Below are 22,663 nucleotides of genomic sequence, written 5' to 3'. Positions count from 1 at the left end.
TCGCGGACGGGGCCCTTTCAGGCACCCGTCCGCAACGAAGGATCAAGTGCCCGGTATCAGACGGCGAACATCAGCAGCAGAGCGACGAGGAACGAGAAGATCCCCAGGGCTTCCGCGAAGGCCATGCCGATGAACAGCGTGGCGGTCTGCGAAGCGGCTGCCGACGGGTTGCGCAGGGCGCCGGACAGGTAGTTGCCGGCCACGTTGCCCACACCGATGGCTGCGCCGCCCATGCCGATGGCGGTGAGGCCCACGCCGATGTACTGGCCGAGTTGTCCGATATCGCCTTCCATGATGATCTCTCCTTGGATTGGAATTGCCGATTTTCGTTTCTGGGCCGGAGCCCGGGTTAAGTCGTGCGATGCGCGCCGGGCGCGCACCGTGCCTTAGTGCGCGGGATGCAGGGCGTCCTTGAGGTACACGCAGGTCAGGATGGTAAAGACGTAGGCCTGGATGAAGGCCACGAGGATTTCGAGCCCGTACATCGCGGTGATCGCGACGATGGACACCGGGGCGACGGCGGCGATGGCGGCGAAGGCCGCGAAGACCTTAATCACTGCGTGGCCGGCCATCATGTTGCCCGCAAGACGAATGGAGTGGCTGACCGGGCGCACGAAGTACGAGATCAGCTCGATCACGGCCAGCACCGGGCGCAGCGGCAGCGGCGCGGCGGTGACCCAGAACAGGCCAAGGAAGTGGGTGCCGTTCTTGACGAAGCCCAGGATCGTCACGCCGAGGAACACCGCCATCGCCAGGATCGCCGTGACGGCGATGTGGCTGGTCGGGGTGAAGGCCATCGGGATCAGGCCCAGCATGTTCGAGAAGACGATGAACATGAACAGCGTCATGATGTACGGGAAGTACTTCACGCCGTCCTTGCCGGTGACGTCCTCAATCATCTTGTAGACGAAGCCGTAGGCGAGTTCCGCCATCGACTGGCTGCGGCTCGGGATCGTCGCGCGCTTCGAGGTGCCGACGACCAGCAGCAGGATCACGCAGAGGACGCCGATCGCCATCCACAGGGTGGAGTTGGTGATCGTGTACCAGTGCACCGGGCCGTCGCCGAACAGCGGCTTGACGATGAACTGGTCCATCGGGTGGAACGCGAGGCCACCCTGTTCGGCCCCATGTGCCGCCGCTTCACCGTGCGCTTCCGTCGCCATCTCTGCCCTCTTCGTCCCTGACCCCCTCGGGGGTGCCATCCTTGCCGGCCTCTTCGACCGTCGATCTCCGCTGGACCTCGGCCGAAGAGCGAAGCATCGTCTTCACCCCGGCGACAAAGCCCAGAAGCGTGAACACCAGCATCCCGAAGGGCGCGGTTCCCGCCAAGTAATCCAGCCCGTACCCGATCGCCATGCCCAGCCCGAGCCCGGCGACCAGCTCCGTGACCATCCGCCAGGCCAGCTGCGCCTGGGAATGGCCGTCGGCGTTCTGGGGGCCCGGGTCCTGCGCCTTTCGATAGGCTTCGAGCCGGGCCTCAAGCTGCGCCATGCGCTCCTTATGGTCGGGCTCGGACACCGTGGATACCCCTGCGAACGTCCGCGATGTTGCTATGCGGCATCGCCGCGTGAGTCAAGCAAGCGTGACCACGCCCGGACGACAGGTCAAATCGCTGTTTTTGCTAGGCAATTTATGCCCCATTTGAGCTGTCGAACACGCGCACCACCCCCGTTTGCGCCACCAGCGGCGGTTTCACCTCATTCAACCGAAAAGTTGAACAACGCACCGGCACCGCTTGACCGCCCGCGCCGCGACCGCCTTATGAGGGGCATGACCCGCGACCTCGACTTCGTCTTCCAGGCCCTGGCCGATCCCACCCGGCGCCGCATCCTCGCGATGCTGCTCGAGGACGACATGGCCGTGACCGACGTGGCAGAACCGTTCGACGTCTCGCTCGCCGCGATCTCCAAGCACCTCGGCATCCTGACGCGGGCCGGGCTGATCAGCCAGGAACGGCGCGGCCGGATCACCTGGTGCAAGCTCGAACCCAAGGGGCTGTTCGACGCCTCGGTCTGGATGCAGGGCTTCGGTCAGTTCGAACCGGTGAACCTCGACGCGTTCGAACGATTCCTGCTGTCCCAGCTGGGCGACGACGGCGACGAGGCCGACGCCACCGGCGACTGATCCGCAGCCCGGATTCCGCGACTTCGACCGATCTCGCACGGATTCACCCGAACTTGGCCGAAAAGACGCCGCATTCCGATCCTAGCGATTGGACTCATGACGATGCACGCCGAAGCCAAGCCACTGGGCCAGACGCACCGGGCGCACCGCTCCGAGACGGAGCTGGCGGACGGGCCGCAGGGCCTGCGCGACCTCTACGCTGAATGGCGGCGCGAGGGGTTCGGCGAAGTTGTGACGGCGCGCGGTCCCGTCTTCATCGACAGTTTCCTGCTGCTGCTGGCGGTCTGCACCATGCTGCTGCCCACCACGGCGGGCTACGACCTGGCCACCGCGGCGGCCAAGACCTTTGTCGGGATGCCCTTCGCGCTGCTGATGTTCTTCAGCCCCTTCGCGCTGATGGCCCTGCTGCCGCTGCGCCTTTTGCAGCTGCTGCTCGACGGCGCCTTCGGCATCCAGCTGCGGCTCAGCCTGATGGCGCCGCTCTCGCTGGTCTTCCTCGCGATGTTCCTGATGCTCGGCCCGCTCAAGATCCGGCCCGAGGTCACCCGCGTCGTCGTCGCCGACGCGACCCTGCCCGAACAGTCCTGATCGCGCCTAGTCCTCGCGCAGCAGCATCAGCAGCGCCACCACCGTCAGGCAGATCCCGACCAGGATCAGCGGTTGCGGGGCGCCGTGGCCCAGCAGGATCTCCCACACGATCACCCAGGACGGGGTCAGGTAGGTGTAGGCCATCACCTTGGCCGACGGCAGGTGCAGCGTCGCGAACTGCAGCAGCACAAAGGTCGTCGCGCTGGCAAAGACTGCAATGTAGGCCAGCGTCACCCAGACGATACCCGGCAGCGCGGCCCAGTCGGTCGACAGGATCGCGGGCCAGGCATAGGCCGTCAGCACCACGAACCCGGCGCAGAGCATCCCGAAGGTGAAGACCACCGGCGGCTCGCCCCGGTTCAGCTTGGCCACCAGCGGGGTGTAGACCGCGTGCGCCACGCAGCCCCAGAAATAGACCACCTCGCCACGCCCGATTTCCATCCCAACCAGCGCCGACATCCGGCCGTCGAAGATGACCCAGAGCGCGCCGGTCGCCCCGACCGCCAGCGCCGCCGCCATCCGGACCGTGGTGATCTGGCGCAGCAGGAACCAGCCCGCCACCGCCGACATCACCGGGGTCAACGTGAACACCGCCGCCGAACTGACGGCCGAGGCGGTCTTGAGCCCCTCGAACATCAGCACGAAGTAGATGGCAAAGATGCCCCCCAGCAGCGGGTAGCGCCACGGCGCCCGCAGCGCGCTGCGCTCGATCCCGGTGGTCGCCACCGCCACCGTGCCGACGATCACCGCGGCCAGCAGGAACCGCACCGCGTTCAGCGCCGCCGGATCGACGAAGGGCGCCGCCATTACGCCGAGCGAGAAGGACCCCGCCACCAGCGCCGAGAACGCCAGCATCGCGGCATGGCCCTTCATCGGCTGCCGCACCCGCACCACCCCGGTCGCGGCGGTCACTTCTGCGCCTCGTCCTTGAACCAGTCCTTGAGGAACTTGAGGAAGGTCTGCACCTTGGTCGTCCGATGCAGATCCATGTGCGTCACCAGCCAGAGCCGGCTCTTCCATTCCTCGGCCGGCGGATGCACCTCGACCAGCTCGGGATGCTGCGCGGCCTCGTCCCGGCGCAGGAAGCCCAGGCCGATCCCGGCCAGGATCGCGCGCTGGACGGCCCGGTTGTCGCCCGACCGGAACACGATCTGCGACGATGGCACGAATTCCCGCAGCCACTGGGCATAGGGCGCCCGGCTGGCCGGGTCGTCAAAGCCGACGAAGCGGTGCTTGACCACCTCCTCGGGCGCGGCGGGCTGACCGTGCCGCGCGATGTAGGCCGGGGCGGCATAGATCGCCCAGTTCAGCTCCATGAAGGGCTGCACCACGTTGTCGGGCTGCTGCGGCGGGCTGCCCGCCCGGATCGCCACGTGCGCCTCGCCGTACTCCAGCCGGAACAGCCGTTGAGAGGTCAGGTACCGCAGGATGATCTCGGGGTATTCTTCCTGGAAAGCGGCCATCGGCGGCACCAGCAGCTGGCTGAACCCCGACAGCGTCGTGATCACCAGCTCCCCCGACACGGCATTGCCGCGGCCCTTGATCCGCCCGGCAAGCTGGCTGAACTGGTCATCGGTCGCCTGGGCCACGCGCAATAAATCCTGCCCGGCCTCGGTCGGGGTGTAGCCGCGGGCATGGCGCTGGAACAGCTTGACCCCCAGCCGCGTCTCGAGCGCGTCGATATGGCGGATCACGGTGGCATGGTGCACGCCAAGCACCTCGGCAGCACCCGACACGGTGCCGAGCCGCGCCACCTGGTAGGCGGTCCTGATTTCGTCCCAGTTGTCCATTCGTCACTTGTGCGCTTGCTAACACGTTTCGCCATCAATGCGCTTTGCGTGCTCAGATGCAAGGGCAGTATCCGCCGTGGAACCCGATGCTGCGCCGCAGCGTTCCCACCTCGGGTTCAGGGAGGCATTTCACCTCGCAGCGTGGAGACACCGAATGAACTACTACCTGAAAGCATGGCTCAGCGCGGCCACCCTGCCGGTCTGGATGGCCTCGGCCATCTGGTTCGACGCGATGAAGGTCGCTGCCGCACCGATGAAGGTTCTCGAACTGTCGGACGAGGGCGAATAACCCCAAACGCGCAGGCGGCGACCACTTTCTTTCGGCGGCACTCCGCCGCCGCCTGTCCTTGCGTCACCCTGTCCCGCGACCGCGGCGGAACAGGCGGTATCATCCCCGTGTTGACCGTCCGAGACCCCGCCCCCGCCGGCCCGGACCAGAGGAGCGCTGCCGATGAACCCCTTCTTCCAGACCAGCATGATGATGATGACCCTGCCGATGCAGACCGCCACCGTCTTCTGGGCGAACTACTACCGCGCCGTGAACGAGATGATGTCGGCCGCCCTGCCGCCCGGCGCCTGCGAGGCGAGCGAGGCCGCCGCGGCCGGGGCCGCAGCCGTCGCCAAGGGCACCCGGACGCCCCGCCCGTCCCAGCCCGCATGAGCCTCCGGCTTGACTCGCGGGCCGCGCCCGCCTAAACGCCCCCGTAATACCCGGAAGCTATCGAACTTCCGGTCCCAATGCCGTTTCGAGCAGGGATCGCCACCAGTCAGCGCGTTGCGCCCACTGGTGCCATTGTCGTTTGGGCCCGGGTCACGACTCGGCGCTTGAGAAAGTCACCGTCCCCGCCCACATCGGGGGCACGTCGCATCAACAGGGCCGCTGGAGGGCCGGAGCATGTTCGAAAACCTATCCGACCGCCTTTCCGGTGTCTTCGACCGCTTGACCAAGCAGGGCGCGCTCTCGGAGGATGACGTCAAGACCGCCCTGCGCGAGGTCCGCGTCGCCCTGCTCGAGGCCGACGTCTCCCTCCCGGTGGCGCGCGATTTCGTCAAGGCGGTGCAGGACAAGGCGACCGGGCAGGCGGTGACCAAGTCGGTCACGCCGGGCCAGCAGGTCGTGAAGATCGTGCATGACGAACTGGTGCACGTCCTCTCGGGCGACACCGATCCCGGCAAGCTCAAGATCGACAACGCCCCGGCCCCGATCCTGATGGTCGGCCTCCAGGGCTCCGGCAAGACCACCACCACCGCCAAGCTCGCCAAGCGCCTCAAGGAGCGTGACGGCAAGCGCGTACTGATGGCCTCGCTCGACGTGAACCGCCCCGCGGCGATGGAGCAGCTTCAGATCCTCGGCGCGCAGATCGGCGTCGACACCCTGCCCATCGTCAAGGGCGAGGACCCGGTCCAGATCGCCAAACGCGCCAAGACGCAGGCGTCCCTCGGCGGCTACGACGTCTACATGCTCGACACCGCGGGCCGGCTGCACATCGACCAGGAACTGATCCAGCAGGCCGCCGACGTCCGCGACGTGGTGAACCCGCGCGAGACGCTGCTGGTGGTCGACGGCCTCACCGGCCAGGTCGCCGTCGAGGTCGCGACCGAATTCGACGACAAGATCGGCGTCTCGGGCGTGGTGCTGACCCGGATGGACGGCGACGGCCGCGGCGGTGCGGCGCTGTCGATGCGCGCCGTGACCGGCAAGCCGATCCGCTTCGTCGGTCTGGGCGAGAAGATGGACGCCATCGAGACCTTCGAGCCCGAGCGGATCGCCGGCCGGATCCTCGGCATGGGCGACATCGTGGCGCTGGTCGAGAAGGCGCAGCAGACGCTCGAGGCCGAACAGGCCGAGCGCATGATGAAACGGTTCTCCAAGGGCCAGTTCAACATGAACGACATGCGCGACCAGCTCGACCAGATGCTCAAGATGGGCGGCATGGAAGGCGTGATGGGCATGCTGCCCGGCATGGGCAAGATGGCCAAGCAGGTGCAGGAAGCGGGCTTTGACGACAGCGCGATCAAGCACCAGATCGCCATGATCCAGTCGATGACCAAGCGCGAGCGGGCCAATCCCGGCCTCCTGCAGGCCAGCCGCAAGAAGCGGATCGCGGCCGGCTCGGGCATGGAGGTCTCGGACCTCAACAAGCTCATCAAGATGCACCGCCAGATGGCGGACATGATGAAGAAGATGGGCAAGATGGGTAAAGGCGGCATGCTCAAGCAGGCGATGAAGGCCATGGGCGGCAAGGGCATGCCCGACCCGTCGACGATGGACCCCAAGGCGCTGGAGGCCGCGGCCAAGCAGATGGGCGGCGGCCTGCCCGGCGGCAAGATGCCCGGCCTGCCCGGCCTTGGCGGCTCTGCCCTGCCCCCGGGCCTCAGCGGCTTCGGAAAGAAGAAGTAACATGGCACCGGCCGCCCGCCTCAGCGACCTGACGGTCGCACCGACGCTCACCACCGCCCGGCTGCGCCTGCGCATGCCGGTGCTGGCGGATTTCGAGCATCGGGCGGCCTTCTACGCCTCGGACCGCTCGGTCTGGGAAGGCGGGCCGCTGTCGCGCGCGCAGGCCTGGCGCATCTGGGCCTCCGAGGTCGGGCAATGGCCGCTGTTCGGGGCCGGCCCCTTCTCGGTCGAACGGCTGTCCGACGGCGCCTACATGGGCGAGGTCGGCATCTACCAGCCCGCCGACTACCCCGAGACCGAACTGGGCTGGTTCGTCGTGCCCGCGGCCGAGGGCACCGGCATCGCGACCGAGGCGGCGCAGGCGGTCCTGCTCTGGGCCCGCGCGACGCTCGGCCTCGACCACATCGTCAACTACATCGACCCGGGCAACGCACGCTCGATCGCGCTTGGCCGGAAGCTGGGCGGCGTGCCGCGCACCGACATGCCCGGCATCGACCCGGACGACGTGGTGATCTTCCACGACCTGACCCGCCAGGGCGCCGAGGTGGCATCATGATGCGCCCCTCCGCCCCTGCCTTCCCCGAGATCACGACCGAGCGGCTGCGCCTCGTGTGCCCCGCCGCCCCCGATTTCGACGCGACGGCGGCCTACCTGATGCCCGGCGCCCGCGCCTTCGTCGACCAGTTCCCGGACGAGGAAGCCGTCTGGTGGTCGATCGCCACGATCATCGGCCACTGGCACCTGCGCGGCTACGGCCATTTCGCGGTGCTCGAAAAGGCAACCGGGATGCATGTCGGCCTCGTCGGCCCGTGGTTCCCCAAGGGCTGGCCGGAACCGGAACTGTCGTGGCAGCTGCTCGACGGGGCCGAGGGCAAGGGCTACGCGACCGAGGCCGCGCGCGGCGTGCTCGACTGGCTCTTCCGCGAAAAGGGCTGGGCCTCCTGCATCTCGCTGGTGGACGAGGCGAACCCGCGGTCAACCGCGCTGGTCGAACGCCTCGGCGCACGGGCCGAGGGCCTCTTCGACCACAAGATCACCGGAGAGATGCGGATCTGGCGCCACCTGCCCAAGACGCAGGCCGGCCGCAAGCTGCTGGAGGGCCTGGCATGACCATGATCGCCGCCGAGACCCTGACCACCGACCGCCTGCACCTCCGCCGCCCCGAGGCGTCGGATTTCGAGGCCTTCGCCGCCTACACGGTCGGGCCCCGCACGCTCTACATCGGCGGGCCCAAGTCGCGCCGCCTGGCCTTCGACAAACTGGCGAACTTTGCCGGGCACTGGCTGCTGCGCGGCTACGGCCGCTACATCATCACCGATCGCGCCACCGGCCGCCCGATGGGCCATGTCGGCGCCTTCAGCCACGACGACACGATGCCGCCGGAACTGGCCTGGACGCTATGGGACGGTGCCGACGAGGGCAAGGGCTATGCCCGCGAGGCCGCGACCGAGGTGCTGCGCCACTACCGCGACGACCTCGGCTGGTCCGACCTGCTGGCCTTCGTGCACGAGGACAACGACGGCTCCATCGCCATCGCCCGTGCGCTTGGCGGCGTGCTCAGCCCCCTGCCGGGGCGCGAGCCGCTGACGCTGCGCTTCGAATTCGACCTGCGGGAGAAAGCGGCATGATCCAGATCCCCACCCTGCACACCGAACGCCTGACCCTGCGCGGCCCCGACGCGCGCGACATCGAACCGATGCGCGCCTTCTACGCCTCGGACCGGTCGATCTTTGTCGGCGGCCCGCTGACCGCCGAACTGGCCTGGCGCCAGCTCGGCTGCGAGATCGGGCACTGGACCCTGCGCGGCTACGGCCGCTGGATGGTCGACGTGACCGAAACCGGCCAGACCGTCGGCAACGTCGGCCTCTGGAACCCCGAGGGCTGGCCCGAACCGGAAATCGGCTGGGACCTCTTCGACGGCTCCGAGGGCAAGGGCTATGCCACCGAGGCCGCGCTGGCCGCCCGCAGCTATGCCTACGACGTGCTGGGCTGGACCACCGCGATCAGCCTCGTGAAGCCCGCCAACCAGGCCTCGGCCAAGGTCGCGGCCCGGATGGGCGCCTACCTCGACACCGAGTTCACCCACGAACGCTGGGGCGAAATGCAGATCTGGCGCCACCCCGCGCCCGCCGACATCGCCGACGGCGGGATGGAGGCCTATTCATGACCGCCTTTCCCTGCCCGATCCCCGTGGTCGAGACCGAGCGTGTCATCCTGCGCGCGCCCCGCGACGCCGACCTGCCGGCCTATGCCGCCTATTTCGCGACGCCGCGGGCCGAGTTCACCGGCGGCCAGCGCGACGAGGTCGACACCTACCGCATGCTGATGAACATGGCCGGGCACTGGCACATGCGCGGCTACGGCCTCTGGGTGATCGAGGACCGCGCCACCGGCGCCACCGCCGGCTGGACCGGCATCCTGCACCACCTCGACTGGCCCGAGCCCGAGCTGGGCTGGACCGTGTTCGACGGCTTCGAGGGCAAGGGCCTGGCCCACGACGCGGCGAAAGCCGCCCGCGCCTTCGCCGCGGCCGATCTGGGCCTGCCCGCGCCGATCAGCCTGATCGACCCCCGCAACGCCCGGTCCGAGGCGCTGGCGACCCGCCTCGGCGCCACGGTCGAACGGCCCTTCGAACTGCACGACACCGCCGTCAACATCTGGCGTCACCCCGACGTGCGCGAGGTCGCGGCATGAAGACCCGCCTGCCCTGCGAAACCCCGCCCTCGGGCGCCTGCGCCCGGCTCGCCCGCCGGGTGGCGGGACAGATCCCGGTGCTGGTCACCGAACGGCTGCGCCTGCGCGGCCCGGTGGTCGAGGATTTCCCGATCTTCGCCGAGGTCGTCCTGGGCCCGCGCGGCACCTTCCTCGACATCGACACGCGCGAGGACGCCTGGCTCGACTTCGCCCAGATGGTCGCCGGCTGGACCCTGCGCGGCCACGGCCCCTGGACCGTCGAACCCAAGGACGGCGGCGATCCCTTCGGCTTCGTCCTGCTGGGCTTCGACCAGGAAGACCCGGAACCGGAACTGGGCTACCTCTTCACCGGCAAGGCCGAGGGCCGCGGCATCGCGCAGGAGGCCGCCCGCGCCGCCCGCGACTACGCCTTCGACGAACTGGGCTGGAAGACGCTGACCAGCTACGTCACCGACGGCAACACCCGGTCCGCCGCGCTGGCCGAACGCCTGGGCGCCCGCGCCGAGGGGCATCTGCCCGCGCCGAACGCCGATGTCATGGTCTACCGCTACAAGGCCGGGGAGGCCCGGACATGAGCCTCGATATCCCCGTCATCAAGACCGACCGCCTGATCCTGCGCGACCCGCGCGAGACGGATTTCCCGGTCGTCGCGGAATTCGCCGCCTCGGAACGGACCGAGTTCATCGGCGGCCCGCAGGACAGGTTCTCGGCCTGGCAGGGCCTGCTCGGCCAGCTCGGCCACTGGGCGCTGCGCGGCTATGGCCTGTGGATGATCGAGGACCGCGAAACCGGCAAGGCCGTCGGCCGCACCGGCGTGATCCGCCACGACGGCTGGCCGGAACCGGAACTGGGCTGGACCATCTTCAGCGGCCAGGAAGGCCACGGCTTTGCCAAGGAGGCCGCCGAGGCCGCGCGCCTCTACGCCGCCCGCGAATGGGGCTTCGAACGGCTGATCAGCCAGATCCACCCCGACAACGGCCGCTCGATCTCGCTCGCCCTGCGCCTCGGCGCGGTGCAGGAGGAAGAGACGACGCTCTTCGGCGAACCCTGCCTGATCTTCCGCCACCCCGACCCGAGGGAGGCCGAAGATGCCGCATAGCTCCATCCCCGTGATCGAGACGCGGCGCCTTGTCCTGCGCGGCCCCGAACCCGCGGACTACCCGGATTTCAAGGCGACCTTCTCCTCCTACCGTTCGCGCTTCATGGGCGGGCCGCTGAACGCCTACGAAACCTGGATGCTCTACGCGGCCGAGATCGGCCATTGGCAGATCCGCGGCTACGGCATGTGGATGTTCCACGACAAGGCGACCGGCCGCCCGCTCGGCATGGCCGGGGGCTGGAAACCCGCCGGCTGGCCCGAGGCCGAGATCGCCTGGATCATCTGGCCCGAGACCGCCGGCCAGGGCTACGCGCTCGAGGCCACCCATGCCGCGCGCGCCCACTTCTACGACACCCTCGGATGGGACGGGGCGGTCAGCTACATCGACCCCAAGAACCTCGACAGCATCCGGCTGGCCGAACGCCTGGGGGCCAGGAAGGACGCCGAGGCGGCGACCGTGGACGGCAACGACGTCTGCTACCGCCACCCCTCGCCCGCCGCGCTGCGCAACAGCCAGATCACCGATGCCATCTCGCTCGAGATCGCGCATTACGCCGACCCGAAATTCCAGCCGCAGGGCTATGCCCTCGACTGACCCGCCCGCCGCGCCGACGAAAATACCGACGTGATACCGACGCAATACCGACGTGATACCGACGCCAGAGACGAGACCATGAACGACACGCAGACCACCGATCCAGTCGCCCGCGCCGCGACCCTTCTCAGGGGCCACCGCGAAAGCATCGACCGCCTCGACGCGATCCTCGTCTACACGCTCGGCGAGCGCTTCAAGCACACCCAGGCCGTGGGGAAACTCAAGGCCGAACACGACCTTCCGCCGTCCGATCCCGCCCGCGAAGAGCAGCAGATCGCACGGCTCGAAGATTTGGCGAAAGCGGCCGATCTGGACCCGGAATTCGCCAAGAAGTTCCTGAACTTCATCATCGCCGAAGTCATTCGGCACCACCAGCAACACCAATCGTAAGACGGGGCAAACCCGTCGAAACTCACGCCATTCCAAGGAGATACCAAAATGGCCATGAAAATTCGCCTCGCCCGTGGCGGTTCCAAGAAACGCCCCTTCTACCGCATCGTCGCCGCTGACTCGCGCATGCCGCGCGACGGCCGCTTCATCGAGAAGCTGGGCACCTACAACCCGCTCCTTCCGAAGGACAGCGAAGACCGCGTGAAGATGGACGTCGAGCGCGTGCAGTACTGGCTGGGCCAGGGCGCGCAGACCACCGACCGCGTCGCCCGCATGCTCGAAGCCGCCGGCGTGACCGAGAAGAAAGAGCGCAGCAACCCCAAGAAGGGCACCCCGGGCAAAGCCGCCCAGGAACGCGCTGCCGCCAAGGCCGAGAAGGCCGCCGCAGCCGCGGCTCCGGCCGAAGCACCGGCAGAAGAAGCCGCCGCCGAGGAGTGATCCCCGGCCCGGGCGCGGTCACCGGACCGCGCCCCGCGCGCGCCTTTGCCCTTGCGGCACGGCGCGCGTAACACACTGCCTCAACGCGGTTTTCCCGGGTTGTCAGCTGTCAACAATATCCCCACAGTCCCGGACCAATGCGCACGCTGATCTTCATCGCAATCGCCTTCGTCGCGGGCATGGTGTATGAACGCACCCGCCAGGCCGAACGCTGCGCCGAACGCGCGGGCGTGCTCCTGGCCGACGTGCTCTGCGAGGGTGTGGAATGAGCGACATGGTCTGCGTCGGCGCCATCGCCGGGTCCTTCGGGGTCCAGGGCGAGGTCCGGCTGAAAAGCTTCTGTGCCGAACCCGAGGCGATCGCCGATTACGCGCCGCTCTCGACCGAGGACGGGGCCACCAGCTACACGCTGAAGATCACCCGCCCGATCAAGAACGGCCTGGCCGCGCGCCTCAGCGGCGTGGCGACCAAGGAACAGGCCGACGCCCTGCGCGGCGTGCGCCTCTTCGTGCCCCGCGACCGGCTGCCGTCGCTGCCGGACGATGAATTCTACCACGCCGACCTGATCGGCTTGGCCGTGCTCGACACCGGCGGCACGGAACTTGGCCGGGTCAAGGCCGTGATGAACCACGGGGCCGACGACCTGCTCGAGGTGACGCAGCCCGGCGGGTCAAAGACCTTCCTGCTGCCCTTCACGCTGGCCTGCGTGCCGACGGTGGACCTCGCCGGGGGGCGCATCATCGCCGATCCGCCCGAGGGGCTGATCTGATGCACCTCGTCGTGCATGCGGGGTTCCACAAGACCGGAACCTCCAGCCTGCAGCAGACCCTCGCCGCCAACCGCGCCCGCCTGTCACCCGTGGCGCGCATCCTGCTGAAACCCGACATGCCCGGCCTGACCGAAGCCGCCCGCGCCTATTCGGCCAGCGCCGATCCGGTCGACTGGGCGTTCTACCTGGCCGAGGCCGCCCGCGTGTTCGAGGCGCTCGGCGGCGACGACCGCACGGTCCTTGTCTCGTCCGAGGACCTCGCCGGCCACATGCCGTTCCGCCATGGTGCCACCGGCTACGACGCCGCCCCGAGGCTGATGGCGGGCCTCTGCGAGGCCGCGGCAGCCGCGATCCGCAGGCCGCACCGCATCGACATCCTCTTCACCACCCGCGCGCCCGGCCCCTGGGTCGCCAGCTGCCACGCCCAGCACCTGCGCGCCACCCGGATCACCGACGATGCCACCGCCTACGCCGCCCGCGCCCTGCCGCATGCCGACCTGGCGGCCGAGGTCGCCCGCATCGCCGCTACCGTGCCCGCGACCGTCCACCAAGCCGCGCTTGAGGATATCGCGGATGGCCCGCTCGGCCCGCTCGACGCCCTGCTCGACCTCGCCGACATCGCCCCGGCCCTCCGCGCCGCACTGCGGCCGCAGCCCCGCGCCAACACCGCGCTGCCGCCCGACACCCTCGACGCCCTCCTCGCCCTCAACCGCAGCGACCGCCCCTGGCCCGCGGTGCGCGAGGCCAAGGCCCGCCTGATCCGCCAAGCCCGGAAGACCCCCGCATGACCGAGAACAAGTCCCACGGCCGCAAGTCCATCCGCGCCACGCTGCAGCCCCGCGACCTGATGGCCGAACCCGTCCACCTCGCCGGGGTCTGGACCGCGCGGATCATCACCCTCTTCCCGCAGGCCTTTCCCGGCGTGCTCGGCGAAAGCCTGACCGGCAAGGCGCTCAAGGACGGGCTCTGGCAGCTCGACACCCTCGACCTGCGCCGGTTCGGCATCGGCCGGCACCGCAACGTCGACGACACGCCCGCCGGCGGCGGCGCCGGGATGGTGATCCGTCCCGACGTCCTCGGCGCCGCGATCGAAGAGGCGCAGGCCACCGCGCGCGGCGCCTGGCCGCTGATCTACCTCTCGCCCCGCGGCCCCCGCTTCGACCAGCAGATGGCCCGCCGCCTGGCGCGTGCCGACGGCATGACGATGATCTGCGGCCGGTTCGAGGGCGTCGACCAGCGCGTGCTCGACCACTACGACGTGCAGGAGGTCTCCCTGGGCGACTTCATCCTCACCGGCGGAGAGCTGGCGGCCCAGGCGATGATAGACGCCACCGTCCGCCTGCTGCCCGGCGTCCTCGGCAATGCCGCCTCGACCGAGGAAGAGAGCTTTTCCGACGGCCTCCTCGAACACCCGCAGTACACCCGCCCCGCGGACTGGCAGGGCCGGGCGATCCCCGATGTCCTGATGTCCGGCCACCACGGCGAGATCGCGAAATGGCGCCGCGCCATGTCCGAAGAGATCACCCGCGACCGCCGCCCCGACCTCTGGGCCGCGCACGAGGCGCGCCGCAAGGGCGACGGCTGACGCCTCAGCGGGTCGCGTCCGGATGCGGCCGGGACGTCCCGTCGAAACATGACCCCAGGGCGCAGCCTGGATGCGCCACGCGATGCTCGAAATGCGCGCGCATCCCGTTACTGGCCAGCCGGTGCGCCCGCACCGGCCCGCCGCAGGCGAAACAGCGCGTGACCAGCTCGCGAGAGGCCGAAAGGAAATCGTCGATGGTCGCGACCTTCCACCGTCCGTCCCGCAGGACCTCGCATGTCTCGGACCGCGCCATCGTCACCTCCCCCGGTCTGACCGCTTCCATCCCGTCCCCATCGCATAGAATGGGCCACCACGTCCCGCCGCTTCCCCTGGTTTCATATCCTGGGGGGAATTGGCCGCAGGCCAAGGGGGGCAAAGCCCCCGCCGGATCGGCCGGGCAGCGCCCGGCCGATCCCCCTTCCCCTTGATCGCAAGGCGCCCTCACAGTATACGCCCCCCAGTCCGGTGCTCCGCGCGAGTCGCCGGGCCTGTCTGTCGTGGCCCATCCCCGCTTTCTTCGGCGGTTCCGGGGCCGGGACGGACCCCAGCAAGAAACACGGCGTGACCTCCGGCGGGCGCATCAGCGGACCCGGCAGAAGACCAGGAGCTCTCTCGATCCGACCACCTTCGCGGAAAAAACCGCGAGCAGATAGGAGTTGATCAGATGGACCTGATCGCACAGCTCGAGGCGGAACAGATCGCCTCGCTGGGGAAAGAGATCCCCGATTTCAAGGCCGGCGACACCGTACGCGTCGGCTTCAAGGTGACCGAAGGCACCCGGTCGCGCGTCCAGAACTACGAGGGCGTCGTGATCAGCCGCAAGAACGGCCATGGCATCGCCGGCTCGTTCACCGTTCGCAAGATTTCCTTCGGTGAAGGCGTGGAACGCGTGTTCCCGCTCTACTCGACCAACATCGAGAGCATCGAGGTCGTGCGCCGTGGCCGCGTCCGCCGCGCCAAGCTCTACTACCTGCGCTCCCGCCGCGGCAAATCCGCCCGTATCGCGGAAGTCACCAACTACAAGCCCAAGGCAAACGCCGAAGCCTGAGGAGCCGCACCATGAAAAAAGACATCCATCCCGACTACCACGTCATCGACGTCAAGATGACCGACGGCACCGTGTTCCAGATGCGGTCCACCTGGGGCAAGGAAGGCGACCAGCTGTCGCTCGACGTCGACCCGACCGTGCACCCGGCCTGGACCGGTGGCGGCGCGCGCCTGACCGACGCCGGCGGCCGCGTGTCGAAGTTCAAGAACAAGTACGCCGGCCTCGGCTTCTGAGCCGCGCCATCGTGCCGACATGCGAAACGCCGCCCCTCGGGGCGGCGTTTTTCTTTGGGCCCTCGGGCCGGGGCGGGCCGGGACATCCTGCCGGACAGGGGTCTGCCCGATGTCCCGCACCCGCCGGTCCCGGTGCCGTGGACAACGCCGGGCCTTGCGCCAGGCGACCCGGGAGTGGCGGCCGCCTGACGTGGTGCGTGATCGCCGGGCCCGCGGCCGCGGCGGGTGGGATCAGCCCGGGCCGGGCCGCAGCAGCCGGAAGACCAGGATCAGGATGATGGCGCCGATCAGCGCCATGAAGAACGACCCCCAGAAGCCGCCCCAGGAGATCCCGATCAGCGGCAGAAGCCAGCCGCCGACGAAGGACCCGCAGATCCCGAGGATGACGTTCATGATCAGGCCGGACCCGCCGCCCTTCATGATGACGCCGGCCAGCCAGCCGACGATCGCACCGATGATGATCGTGATGAGTAGGCCCATCAGCCAATTGGTATCGGCCGCAGCCGTTGTGGTATCCATTTTCACTCTCCCTTCTGTCTGCGCTGCTTGTCACCGCAGAAATCAAAATCTACCGACCACCGGAAAAAAGGGACCGGGCGGCGGCGCTTACATCCTACGCCACAATCAGAAATTGAAGCAAAAGGCTTTTGACGTAAGGTCAATTTTTACCTTTCCATGCTTGCACAGCGGTAACGCGCCGGGGGAGGAGAGGGGGACCATCGCCCGTTCCCAGCCCGCCGAGCGCCCATGTCCGAGCTGTTGCTGAACCTCTTCCTCGTCGCCGTTGCCCTGGCCACCGGCGTCCTGCTCTGGCGGCCGGCGCTGCGGCGGATGCCGACCTGGCGGGCGATGGTGACGCCGCTCGCCTCGATCATCGGCAGCGGTTTCCTGATCGTGGGCCCGGTGCTCGACCATGCCTTCGGGGCCTGGGCCCCGGCCGGGATGGCGCTGCTCTGCCTCGCGGCCTGGGCCTTCGGCGCCGCGGTCCGCGCGAACATCGCCCGCATCGGCGACAGCGCCGATCCGCGGCCGGCGGGCGATCATGCCGTTGAAACGCTGGCCGCGGCGGTGCTGGCCTTTGCCTACATGATCTCGGTCGCCTACTACCTGAACCTCTTCGGCGCCTTCGCCGTCAGCCTGACGCCCTGGGACACGGACCTGGCTGCCCGCCTCGTCACCAGTTCGATCATCGTGGTCATCCTGCTCACCGGCTGGCGGCGCGGCTTCGCGGCGCTGGAGAGCCTCGAATACGCCACCGTCGCGCTGAAGCTCGCGATCATCGCTGCGCTGATCGCCGGCCTCGCGATCTACTTCCGCGACCAATGGCAGGCCGATGCGCTGGTCCTGTCGCCGGCCAGCGTGACCGGCTGGCCCGCCGTGACGCTGGTCATGGGCCTCCTGGTGACGGTGCAGGGATTCGAGACGTCTCGCTATCTGGGGGCGAGTTACGACGCCGCCACCCGCATCCGGTCGATGCGCTGGTCGCAGTGGCTCTCATCCGGGATCTACATGACCTACATCGTGCTGATGGCCTATGTCTTCCACGAGGACGAGATCGGGTTCTCCGAGACCGCGATCATCGACATGATGGCGGTGATCGCCCCGGTGTTGCCGCTGCTGCTGGTGGCCGCGGCGCTGGCGGCACAGTTCAGCGCCGCCGTCGCGGACACCGGCGGATCGGGCGGGCTGATCGCCGAACTGTCCGGCCACCGCGTCAGCCCCCGGGTGGCCTATGCCGGGCTTGCGGCGGTCGGGCTGGCCCTGACCTGGATCGCCGACATCTTCCAGATCGTCTCCTACGCCTCGCGCGCCTTCGCGGCCTACTACGCGGTGCAGGCCTGGCTGGCGGCCCGGGGCGCCCGGCGCGACGGACAGGGCCTGAAGGCGGCGGGCTTCCTCGGCCTCGCCATCCTCGGGCTGCTCATTGTCGTATTGGGCACACCCGTCGAGAATTAGCCCGTGTTAGACCCACATTTCAGGGTGTTCCGCCCGGAAACGCCTTTATCTGCATGACCACTCAACATATAGTGTGACCCAAGCGATAAGACCCGCCACAGGCGGTATAGGGGACAGGCATGGCGCATATCATTGTCGTTGGGAACGAAAAGGGCGGGGCGGGGAAAAGCACCGTTTCCGTGCACGTGGCAACCGCCCTGGCCCGGATGGGCCACAGGATCGCGGTGCTCGACCTCGACATGCGCCAGCGCACCCTGGGGCGCTACATGGACAACCGCCGCCGCTTCATCGAGACCGAGGGCATCGATCTGCCCAGCCCCGAGTTCCACGAACTGCCCGAGGCGGACCCCTCGAAGATGCAGCCCGGCGAGAACCCTTATGACTATCGCCTCTCGGCCGCCATCGCGGGGCTCGAGCCGCATTCCGATTTCATCCTGGTCGATTGCCCCGGCTCGCACACCCGCCTCAGCCAGGTGGCGCATTCGCTGGCCGACACGCTGATCACGCCGCTCAACGACAGCTTTGTCGATTTCGACCTGCTGGCCCATGTCGACAACGACGGCGAAAAGATCCTCGGCCCCTCGGTCTATGCCGAGATGGTCTGGTCCGCCCGCCAGCTGCGCGCGCAGGCCGGGCTCAAGCCGCTCGACTGGATCGTGCTGCGCAACCGCCTGGGCGCGCAGGCGATGATCAACAAGATGAAGATGGAAGCCGCGATCACCCGCCTGTCAAAGCGCATCGGCTTCCGCATCGCACCCGGATTCTCCGAACGGGTCATCTTCCGCGAGCTGTTTCCGCGCGGCCTGACGCTGCTCGACCTGCCCGACCTCGGGGTCAAGCAGCTCAACATCTCGAACGTCGCCGCCCGGCAGGAGCTGCGCGACATGATCGCCGAGCTGAAACTGCCGGGGGTCGAGGTCGCCTTCTGATCTCGACGCCCCCGCGGGGGCGGGATAACCTTTCGCCCGGGGGGCCGCTGCGCCCGGGTTCGAAGGAGGCGTCATGCCCTATTTCCTGCAGATGGCGCTGAACAACGCCTGGGCCAACGCCACGCTCTACACCGCGTTCCAGGACCTCGCGCCCGGCGCCTTCAGCGCGCCGCGCCCCGGATTCTTCCCCTCGCTCGCCGAGACGATGAACCATATCTACGAGGTCGATCTCTACTACATCGACGCGTTGGAGGAGGGTGGCCAGGGCCTCGCGGTCTACAACCGGCAACCGATTTCGGACCACGCGGTGCTGGGCCAGATGCAGGTCGAGGCCGACATGCGCTTTGCCCGGTTCTGCCAGCAGCTGAGCGAAGACGACCTGTCGCGCCGCGTGCGCACCGCGCGCCCGCACGACCCCGACGTGACCGAACGGATCGATGCCCTGATCCTGCACCTCGTGCAGCACCAAATCCATCACCGGGGACAGGCCCATGTCCAGCTGCAGGAGGCGGGCGTGATGCCGCCCCAGCTGGACGAATTCCACCTGGAAGATGATCGCGCCCCGACCGCCCGGGCCTATTTCCCCTGAGCGGCCGGAACGCGCCGAGGTATCACTTGGTGAGGATCAGCTTGCCCGCGCGGGTGATGCGCAGCTGGTACACCTGATCGTTCAGCACGATCTTGGCCAGCCCGTCGGGGCCGGTCAGCATCTCTGCATCATGGGTCGGCATGGCAATGACGCGCGACGCCGGCGTGATCGAGAGGGGTTGGGTCGTCATGGCGAAACTCCTGTCGGTGGCGGTGATCGTGCTTCCCTGCGCGCAAGGTGGCTGGACCTCGATTCCATTCCTGACAAAAACACTTTGCTTTGTCAACGCGCCTCGCGCGGCGGCGATTGACCGGCCCAATATGTCATGACATCATCATCGGAACGGCCACCTCGGCCACGGACGGACGGACATGGCCGGAGCCCTCTACCAACAGGTGTCGCGCGACCTGCTCGACCGGATTTCCGGCGACGGGATGGACAAGGGCACGATGCTGCCCTCCGAGGCCGAGCTTTGCGAGGAATACGGCGTCAGCCGCATCACCATCCGCGCGGCCATCGCGCAGCTGGTCGAACGCGGGCTGCTGGTGCGCCGCCCCGGGGTCGGCACCTTCGTCACCGGGCGGTCCAACACGGCCCGCGACTTCAACCTGGTGGGCTTTCTCGAAGAGGGGCGGCTCTTCACCTCGGACCCGGTGTCGAACGCGGTCATCACCGCCGACGCGCGGCTGACCGAGGCGCTTGGCCTGTCCGAGGGCGCGCCCGTCCGCCACATCCGAACCGCCGTCCACCGCGACGGTGAGCCGCTGACCGTCGCGGACGGCTATTCCCCCGACACCGCCGAGGCGCGGCTGTCCGAGGACGATTACCGCCGCCCCGTCGCCTCGGCCATCGCCATGGGCATCCGCACCCGCCGCCGGGTGCACCGCGCCGAACAGACGCTCGACCCGATCGCCGCGACCGGAGAGGTCGCCCGCCTGCTGGGACTGGCCGAGGGCACGCCGATCATCCGCGCCCGGCGCCTCTACTTCACCGCGAAGGACCAGCCGATCTACTACCTCGAGGTCTGCTATCACCCGTCGCGCTACGCCTTCAACGTCGACCTCGTCCTGCGCGAGGGCGGCGCCGACATAGGGTTCATCCCAGGCCCCGAGGAGGGCTGAGGCGAACCCGGCACGGTCATAGAGGAGGAGCCATGACCGACCGGACCGAAGACCCGCTGACGCGGGCCGCCGACGTGCTCGTGCGGTTCTTCCGCCATCTCGACGACAGCGACTACGAGGCGCTGGCCAGCCTGCTCGACGGGGAATGGCACCGGCAGGGCAAGGTGCTGACCGGCCGCGACGCGGTGCTCGCGGCGCTGTCCACCCGGTCACCCACCCGGCGCATCCACCACCTGTTGACGAACATCTGCGGCGAGGACCGGGGCGGCGACGTCGCCCTGACGGCCTACATGCTGGTGGTGCAGCACGATGCGGGCACGCCCATCGACGGCCCCGCGCCGCTGGCGGGCCTTGCCAGCATCCGCACGCTCCGCGCCCGCGCGGCCGGCACGCCCGACGGCTGGCGCATCCGCTGGCTCAAGAGCGACCCGCCGACGTTTGCCGCCTGAAAGGAGACCCCATGCGCTGGTGCAGGATCGAGGAAGACGGCGTGCCCACCTACGCCCTTGTCGAGGGCGAGGAGGTCACCGCCGTCAATGGCACGCCCTTCGGCCGCTACGACCGGACCCTGCGGACCTATCCGCTGGCGGATGTTAAGCTGCTGGTGCCGGTCGTCCCGCCGACCTTCTACTGCGTCGGGCTGAACTACGCCCGCCACATCCAGGAAGCCGCAGATCGCAACGGCGTGGTGCCGAACCTGCCCACCCAGCCCGACGTCGGCTACCGCGCCAACAACGCCCTGATCGCCCATGGCGAGGACATCGTGATCCCCCCGGCGCGACCAAGGTGCACTACGAGGGCGAGGTCGTCGCCGTGATCGGCCGCAAGACGCGGCTGGTCTCGGAGGGCGAGGCGCTGGACCACGTGCTGGGCTACACCATCGGCAACGACGTCAGCGAACGGAACTGGCAAAAGAGCGACCGCACCCTCTGGCGGGCCAAGAACAGCGACACCTTCAAACCGATGGGGCCGTGGATCGACACCGAGGTGCGGCCCGAGGACATGCACACGACCGTCCGGGTGAACGGCCAACAGACGATCCGCTTCAAGACCGACGAGATGCTCTTTGGGGTCGCCACCTTCATTTCGACCATGTCGCGCTACATGACCCTGTGGCCCGGTGACGTGATCTGGATGGGGACCGAGGGGTCTTCGCCCGACCTGAACCCCGGCGACGAGGTCGAGGTCGAGATCACCGGCATCGGCACCCTGCGCAACCGACTGACCAAGGAGACATGATGAGCGCCGAATTCGACACGCACCGCGACCAGATTGCTGCCATCCTGGCCGCGTGGGGCATGGCGGACGAGATCGCCGACCAGACCGCCGAGGTGATGGCCTGGACCGACCTGCACGGCATCGACAGCCACGGCATCTCGATGCTCACGGTCTATGACCGCCGGGTCAAGGACCGCCGGGTGCGGATGGACGCCATGCCCCGCATCGTGGCGGACGGGCCGGTGCATGTCGTCGTCGACGGCGACGGCGGGCTGGGCCACCCGGCCGCGCGGCTGGCGATGGAGCAGGCGATGGCCAAGGCCGGTCATGCCGGGATCGGCATGGCGGCGGTGCGCAACTCGGCCCATTTCGGCGCCTGCGGCTTCTACGCCAACATGGCGGCCGAGGCGGGCATGATCGGCTTTGTCACCACCTCGGCCTCGGGCATCCAGGTGGCGCCCGCGGGCGGCGCGCAGGCGCGGCTTGGCACCGACCCGCTTGCCTTTGCGGCGCCGGGCGAACCGGGGCGGCCCTTCCTGTTGGACATGGCGACCACCACCGTCGCCGCGGGCCGCATCCGCAACAAGGAAAACGAAGGCCTGCCCTGCCCGCCCCGCTGGCTGCTGACCCGTGACGGCCAGCCCTCGACCGACCCGACCGAGGCGCGCGACAAGGGCGGCTACCTCACCAGCCTGGGCGGCACGCTCGACGGGTCGAGCTACAAGGGCTACGGCCTCTCGGCGATGGTGAATATCCTGTCATCCTGCCTGTCGGGTGCTACACTCATCACCGATCCGCAGCACACGAAGAAGCCGCAGGGCATGGACATCGGTCACTTCTTCCTCGCCATCAATCCCGGCGTCTTTCGCCTGGTCGACGATTTCCGCGCCGATGTCGCCGCCTTCTGCGACGCGCTGCGCGGCACGCGCCCGGCCGATCCGGGCCAGCCGGTGATGGTGGCGGGCGATCCGGAACGCGCCCATGCCGAACGCCGCCGCCGCGACGGCATCCCGGTCGCGCCCGGCCTGCTGGCCAAGCTGCGCGCGATCGCCGCAGAGAGCGGCGCCGCCTGGTACCTGGGAGAGCCTGCTTGAGC

The 22,663-nt window shown here is 68.6% G+C and carries 36 protein-coding genes and 1 pseudogene; 29 read left to right on the top strand and 8 right to left on the bottom strand.

What is annotated here, in order from left to right:
• Positions 1 to 56 precede the first annotated feature (56 nt).
• From ACE2AC_RS16195 to ACE2AC_RS16185, 3 genes are all read right to left on the bottom strand, one after another.
• Complete coding sequence (locus ACE2AC_RS16195; protein ID WP_375688466.1) at positions 57 to 293, bottom strand: F0F1 ATP synthase subunit C; 237 nt, start codon at positions 291 to 293, stop codon at positions 57 to 59.
• A 93-nt stretch (positions 294 to 386) separates the two neighbouring features.
• Positions 387 to 1,163: a F0F1 ATP synthase subunit A gene (locus ACE2AC_RS16190; RefSeq protein WP_375688465.1), complete on the bottom strand. Its 777-nt coding sequence runs from the start codon at positions 1,161 to 1,163 to the stop codon at positions 387 to 389.
• Positions 1,141 to 1,491 (bottom strand): AtpZ/AtpI family protein, encoded by a 351-nt coding sequence (locus ACE2AC_RS16185; protein ID WP_375688464.1) that lies wholly within the window; start codon positions 1,489 to 1,491, stop codon positions 1,141 to 1,143. The genes ACE2AC_RS16190 and ACE2AC_RS16185 overlap by 23 nt, the downstream gene beginning before the upstream one ends.
• A gap of 279 nt (positions 1,492 to 1,770) precedes the next feature.
• Here ACE2AC_RS16185 and ACE2AC_RS16180 point away from each other — a divergent pair, with 279 nt between their 5' ends.
• Positions 1,771 to 2,124, top strand: a complete 354-nt coding sequence (locus tag ACE2AC_RS16180; RefSeq protein ID WP_375688463.1) for an ArsR/SmtB family transcription factor — start codon at positions 1,771 to 1,773, stop codon at positions 2,122 to 2,124.
• Positions 2,125 to 2,220: 96 nt separating this feature from the next.
• A complete protein-coding gene (locus tag ACE2AC_RS16175; protein ID WP_375688462.1) occupies positions 2,221 to 2,712 on the top strand; it encodes a hypothetical protein in 492 nt (163 codons plus the stop codon).
• Positions 2,713 to 2,718: 6 nt separating this feature from the next.
• Here ACE2AC_RS16175 and ACE2AC_RS16170 read toward each other — a convergent pair whose 3' ends face one another.
• Positions 2,719 to 3,597, bottom strand: coding sequence for a DMT family transporter (locus ACE2AC_RS16170; RefSeq protein ID WP_375692124.1), 879 nt, complete (start codon positions 3,595 to 3,597; stop codon positions 2,719 to 2,721).
• Between the two features lie 23 nt (positions 3,598 to 3,620).
• Complete coding sequence (locus ACE2AC_RS16165) at positions 3,621 to 4,502, bottom strand: LysR family transcriptional regulator (protein WP_375688461.1); 882 nt, start codon at positions 4,500 to 4,502, stop codon at positions 3,621 to 3,623.
• A 154-nt stretch (positions 4,503 to 4,656) separates the two neighbouring features.
• On the opposite strand from ACE2AC_RS16165, the gene ACE2AC_RS16160 reads away from it, so the two are divergent.
• From ACE2AC_RS16160 to trmD, 17 genes are all read left to right on the top strand, one after another.
• The gene (locus tag ACE2AC_RS16160; RefSeq protein ID WP_375688460.1) at positions 4,657 to 4,791 is read left to right on the top strand and encodes a hypothetical protein; all 135 of its coding nucleotides are present in this window, start codon (positions 4,657 to 4,659) and stop codon (positions 4,789 to 4,791) included.
• Positions 4,792 to 4,953: 162 nt separating this feature from the next.
• Positions 4,954 to 5,163 carry a hypothetical protein gene (locus ACE2AC_RS16155; RefSeq protein WP_375688459.1) on the top strand — a complete coding sequence of 70 codons (210 nt, stop codon included), beginning with the start codon at positions 4,954 to 4,956 and terminating at the stop codon, positions 5,161 to 5,163.
• A gap of 234 nt (positions 5,164 to 5,397) precedes the next feature.
• On the top strand, positions 5,398 to 6,903 hold the full coding sequence (gene ffh, locus ACE2AC_RS16150; protein ID WP_375688458.1) for a signal recognition particle protein: 1,506 nt from the start codon (positions 5,398 to 5,400) through the stop codon (positions 6,901 to 6,903).
• Between the two features lies 1 nt (position 6,904).
• Positions 6,905 to 7,459 carry a GNAT family N-acetyltransferase gene (locus tag ACE2AC_RS16145; RefSeq protein ID WP_375688457.1) on the top strand — a complete coding sequence of 185 codons (555 nt, stop codon included), beginning with the start codon at positions 6,905 to 6,907 and terminating at the stop codon, positions 7,457 to 7,459.
• On the top strand, positions 7,456 to 8,013 hold the full coding sequence (locus ACE2AC_RS16140) for a GNAT family N-acetyltransferase (RefSeq protein WP_375688456.1): 558 nt from the start codon (positions 7,456 to 7,458) through the stop codon (positions 8,011 to 8,013). Before ACE2AC_RS16145 ends, ACE2AC_RS16140 begins: the two co-directional genes overlap by 4 nt.
• Positions 8,010 to 8,531, top strand: coding sequence for a GNAT family N-acetyltransferase (locus ACE2AC_RS16135; RefSeq protein WP_375688455.1), 522 nt, complete (start codon positions 8,010 to 8,012; stop codon positions 8,529 to 8,531). Before ACE2AC_RS16140 ends, ACE2AC_RS16135 begins: the two co-directional genes overlap by 4 nt.
• Positions 8,528 to 9,070, top strand: a complete 543-nt coding sequence (locus tag ACE2AC_RS16130) for a GNAT family N-acetyltransferase (RefSeq protein WP_375688454.1) — start codon at positions 8,528 to 8,530, stop codon at positions 9,068 to 9,070. Before ACE2AC_RS16135 ends, ACE2AC_RS16130 begins: the two co-directional genes overlap by 4 nt.
• Positions 9,067 to 9,597 carry a GNAT family N-acetyltransferase gene (locus tag ACE2AC_RS16125; protein WP_375688453.1) on the top strand — a complete coding sequence of 177 codons (531 nt, stop codon included), beginning with the start codon at positions 9,067 to 9,069 and terminating at the stop codon, positions 9,595 to 9,597. Before ACE2AC_RS16130 ends, ACE2AC_RS16125 begins: the two co-directional genes overlap by 4 nt.
• Positions 9,594 to 10,172, top strand: a complete 579-nt coding sequence (locus ACE2AC_RS16120; RefSeq protein WP_375688452.1) for a GNAT family N-acetyltransferase — start codon at positions 9,594 to 9,596, stop codon at positions 10,170 to 10,172. The genes ACE2AC_RS16125 and ACE2AC_RS16120 overlap by 4 nt, the downstream gene beginning before the upstream one ends.
• Positions 10,169 to 10,696, top strand: coding sequence for a GNAT family N-acetyltransferase (locus ACE2AC_RS16115; protein WP_375688451.1), 528 nt, complete (start codon positions 10,169 to 10,171; stop codon positions 10,694 to 10,696). Before ACE2AC_RS16120 ends, ACE2AC_RS16115 begins: the two co-directional genes overlap by 4 nt.
• The gene (locus tag ACE2AC_RS16110) at positions 10,686 to 11,291 is read left to right on the top strand and encodes a GNAT family N-acetyltransferase (RefSeq protein WP_375688450.1); all 606 of its coding nucleotides are present in this window, start codon (positions 10,686 to 10,688) and stop codon (positions 11,289 to 11,291) included. The genes ACE2AC_RS16115 and ACE2AC_RS16110 overlap by 11 nt, the downstream gene beginning before the upstream one ends.
• 78 nt (positions 11,292 to 11,369) lie before the next feature.
• Positions 11,370 to 11,681, top strand: a complete 312-nt coding sequence (locus ACE2AC_RS16105; RefSeq protein WP_375688449.1) for a chorismate mutase — start codon at positions 11,370 to 11,372, stop codon at positions 11,679 to 11,681.
• A 48-nt stretch (positions 11,682 to 11,729) separates the two neighbouring features.
• On the top strand, positions 11,730 to 12,119 hold the full coding sequence (gene rpsP / locus ACE2AC_RS16100; RefSeq protein ID WP_375688448.1) for a 30S ribosomal protein S16: 390 nt from the start codon (positions 11,730 to 11,732) through the stop codon (positions 12,117 to 12,119).
• Positions 12,120 to 12,256: 137 nt separating this feature from the next.
• Positions 12,257 to 12,388, top strand: a complete 132-nt coding sequence (locus ACE2AC_RS16095) for a hypothetical protein (RefSeq protein ID WP_375688447.1) — start codon at positions 12,257 to 12,259, stop codon at positions 12,386 to 12,388.
• Positions 12,385 to 12,888 (top strand): ribosome maturation factor RimM, encoded by a 504-nt coding sequence (gene rimM / locus ACE2AC_RS16090; RefSeq protein ID WP_375688446.1) that lies wholly within the window; start codon positions 12,385 to 12,387, stop codon positions 12,886 to 12,888. Before ACE2AC_RS16095 ends, rimM begins: the two co-directional genes overlap by 4 nt.
• Positions 12,888 to 13,676 carry a hypothetical protein gene (locus ACE2AC_RS16085; RefSeq protein ID WP_375688445.1) on the top strand — a complete coding sequence of 263 codons (789 nt, stop codon included), beginning with the start codon at positions 12,888 to 12,890 and terminating at the stop codon, positions 13,674 to 13,676. The genes rimM and ACE2AC_RS16085 overlap by 1 nt, the downstream gene beginning before the upstream one ends.
• The gene (gene trmD / locus ACE2AC_RS16080) at positions 13,673 to 14,473 is read left to right on the top strand and encodes a tRNA (guanosine(37)-N1)-methyltransferase TrmD (protein ID WP_375688444.1); all 801 of its coding nucleotides are present in this window, start codon (positions 13,673 to 13,675) and stop codon (positions 14,471 to 14,473) included. Before ACE2AC_RS16085 ends, trmD begins: the two co-directional genes overlap by 4 nt.
• 4 nt (positions 14,474 to 14,477) lie before the next feature.
• Here the strand turns inward: trmD and ACE2AC_RS16075 are convergent, their stop codons facing one another.
• Positions 14,478 to 14,726, bottom strand: coding sequence for a hypothetical protein (locus ACE2AC_RS16075; protein ID WP_375688443.1), 249 nt, complete (start codon positions 14,724 to 14,726; stop codon positions 14,478 to 14,480).
• Between the two features lie 411 nt (positions 14,727 to 15,137).
• On the opposite strand from ACE2AC_RS16075, the gene rplS reads away from it, so the two are divergent.
• Both rplS and rpmE read left to right on the top strand, forming a co-directional pair.
• Complete coding sequence (gene rplS, locus ACE2AC_RS16070; RefSeq protein ID WP_375688442.1) at positions 15,138 to 15,521, top strand: 50S ribosomal protein L19; 384 nt, start codon at positions 15,138 to 15,140, stop codon at positions 15,519 to 15,521.
• Between the two features lie 11 nt (positions 15,522 to 15,532).
• Positions 15,533 to 15,754, top strand: coding sequence for a 50S ribosomal protein L31 (gene rpmE / locus ACE2AC_RS16065; protein WP_375688441.1), 222 nt, complete (start codon positions 15,533 to 15,535; stop codon positions 15,752 to 15,754).
• Between the two features lie 231 nt (positions 15,755 to 15,985).
• On the opposite strand, the gene ACE2AC_RS16060 is transcribed toward rpmE, so the two are convergent.
• Complete coding sequence (locus ACE2AC_RS16060; RefSeq protein WP_375688440.1) at positions 15,986 to 16,273, bottom strand: GlsB/YeaQ/YmgE family stress response membrane protein; 288 nt, start codon at positions 16,271 to 16,273, stop codon at positions 15,986 to 15,988.
• A 228-nt stretch (positions 16,274 to 16,501) separates the two neighbouring features.
• Here ACE2AC_RS16060 and ACE2AC_RS16055 point away from each other — a divergent pair, with 228 nt between their 5' ends.
• The 3 genes from ACE2AC_RS16055 (at position 16,502) to ACE2AC_RS16045 (ending at position 19,228) form a co-directional block, all read left to right on the top strand.
• On the top strand, positions 16,502 to 17,710 hold the full coding sequence (locus ACE2AC_RS16055; protein WP_375688439.1) for a hypothetical protein: 1,209 nt from the start codon (positions 16,502 to 16,504) through the stop codon (positions 17,708 to 17,710).
• Between the two features lie 119 nt (positions 17,711 to 17,829).
• Positions 17,830 to 18,639, top strand: a complete 810-nt coding sequence (locus ACE2AC_RS16050) for a division plane positioning ATPase MipZ (protein WP_375688438.1) — start codon at positions 17,830 to 17,832, stop codon at positions 18,637 to 18,639.
• 73 nt (positions 18,640 to 18,712) lie between these two features.
• Entirely contained in the window at positions 18,713 to 19,228 is a 516-nt protein-coding gene (locus ACE2AC_RS16045) for a DinB family protein (protein ID WP_375688437.1), read from the top strand.
• 22 nt (positions 19,229 to 19,250) lie between these two features.
• Here the strand turns inward: ACE2AC_RS16045 and hemP are convergent, their stop codons facing one another.
• Positions 19,251 to 19,418 (bottom strand): hemin uptake protein HemP, encoded by a 168-nt coding sequence (hemP, locus tag ACE2AC_RS16040; protein ID WP_375688436.1) that lies wholly within the window; start codon positions 19,416 to 19,418, stop codon positions 19,251 to 19,253.
• Here hemP and ACE2AC_RS16035 point away from each other — a divergent pair.
• The 5 genes and pseudogenes from ACE2AC_RS16035 to ACE2AC_RS16015 all read left to right on the top strand — a co-directional run bounded on the left by ACE2AC_RS16035 (position 19,417) and on the right by ACE2AC_RS16015 (position 22,661).
• Positions 19,417 to 19,557 (top strand): hypothetical protein, encoded by a 141-nt coding sequence (locus tag ACE2AC_RS16035; RefSeq protein ID WP_375688435.1) that lies wholly within the window; start codon positions 19,417 to 19,419, stop codon positions 19,555 to 19,557. The two genes, hemP and ACE2AC_RS16035, sit on opposite strands and share 2 nt — an antisense overlap.
• 42 nt (positions 19,558 to 19,599) lie before the next feature.
• The gene (locus ACE2AC_RS16030; RefSeq protein WP_375688434.1) at positions 19,600 to 20,349 is read left to right on the top strand and encodes a GntR family transcriptional regulator; all 750 of its coding nucleotides are present in this window, start codon (positions 19,600 to 19,602) and stop codon (positions 20,347 to 20,349) included.
• 32 nt (positions 20,350 to 20,381) lie between these two features.
• Positions 20,382 to 20,798: a nuclear transport factor 2 family protein gene (locus ACE2AC_RS16025; protein WP_375688433.1), complete on the top strand. Its 417-nt coding sequence runs from the start codon at positions 20,382 to 20,384 to the stop codon at positions 20,796 to 20,798.
• 11 nt (positions 20,799 to 20,809) lie between these two features.
• Positions 20,810 to 21,588: pseudogene (locus ACE2AC_RS16020) on the top strand (fumarylacetoacetate hydrolase family protein).
• On the top strand, positions 21,588 to 22,661 hold the full coding sequence (locus tag ACE2AC_RS16015) for an Ldh family oxidoreductase (RefSeq protein ID WP_375688432.1): 1,074 nt from the start codon (positions 21,588 to 21,590) through the stop codon (positions 22,659 to 22,661). The pseudogene ACE2AC_RS16020 and the gene ACE2AC_RS16015 overlap by 1 nt, the downstream one beginning before the upstream one ends.
• Positions 22,662 to 22,663: the final 2 nt, after the last annotated feature.

The sequence above is a fragment of the Pseudooceanicola sp. LIPI14-2-Ac024 genome (assembly GCF_042188925.1).
Lineage (GTDB): Bacteria > Pseudomonadota > Alphaproteobacteria > Rhodobacterales > Rhodobacteraceae > Pseudooceanicola.
The sequence above is the reverse complement of the archived record's forward strand: the minus strand, read 5'-3'. Positions and strand labels throughout refer to the sequence as shown.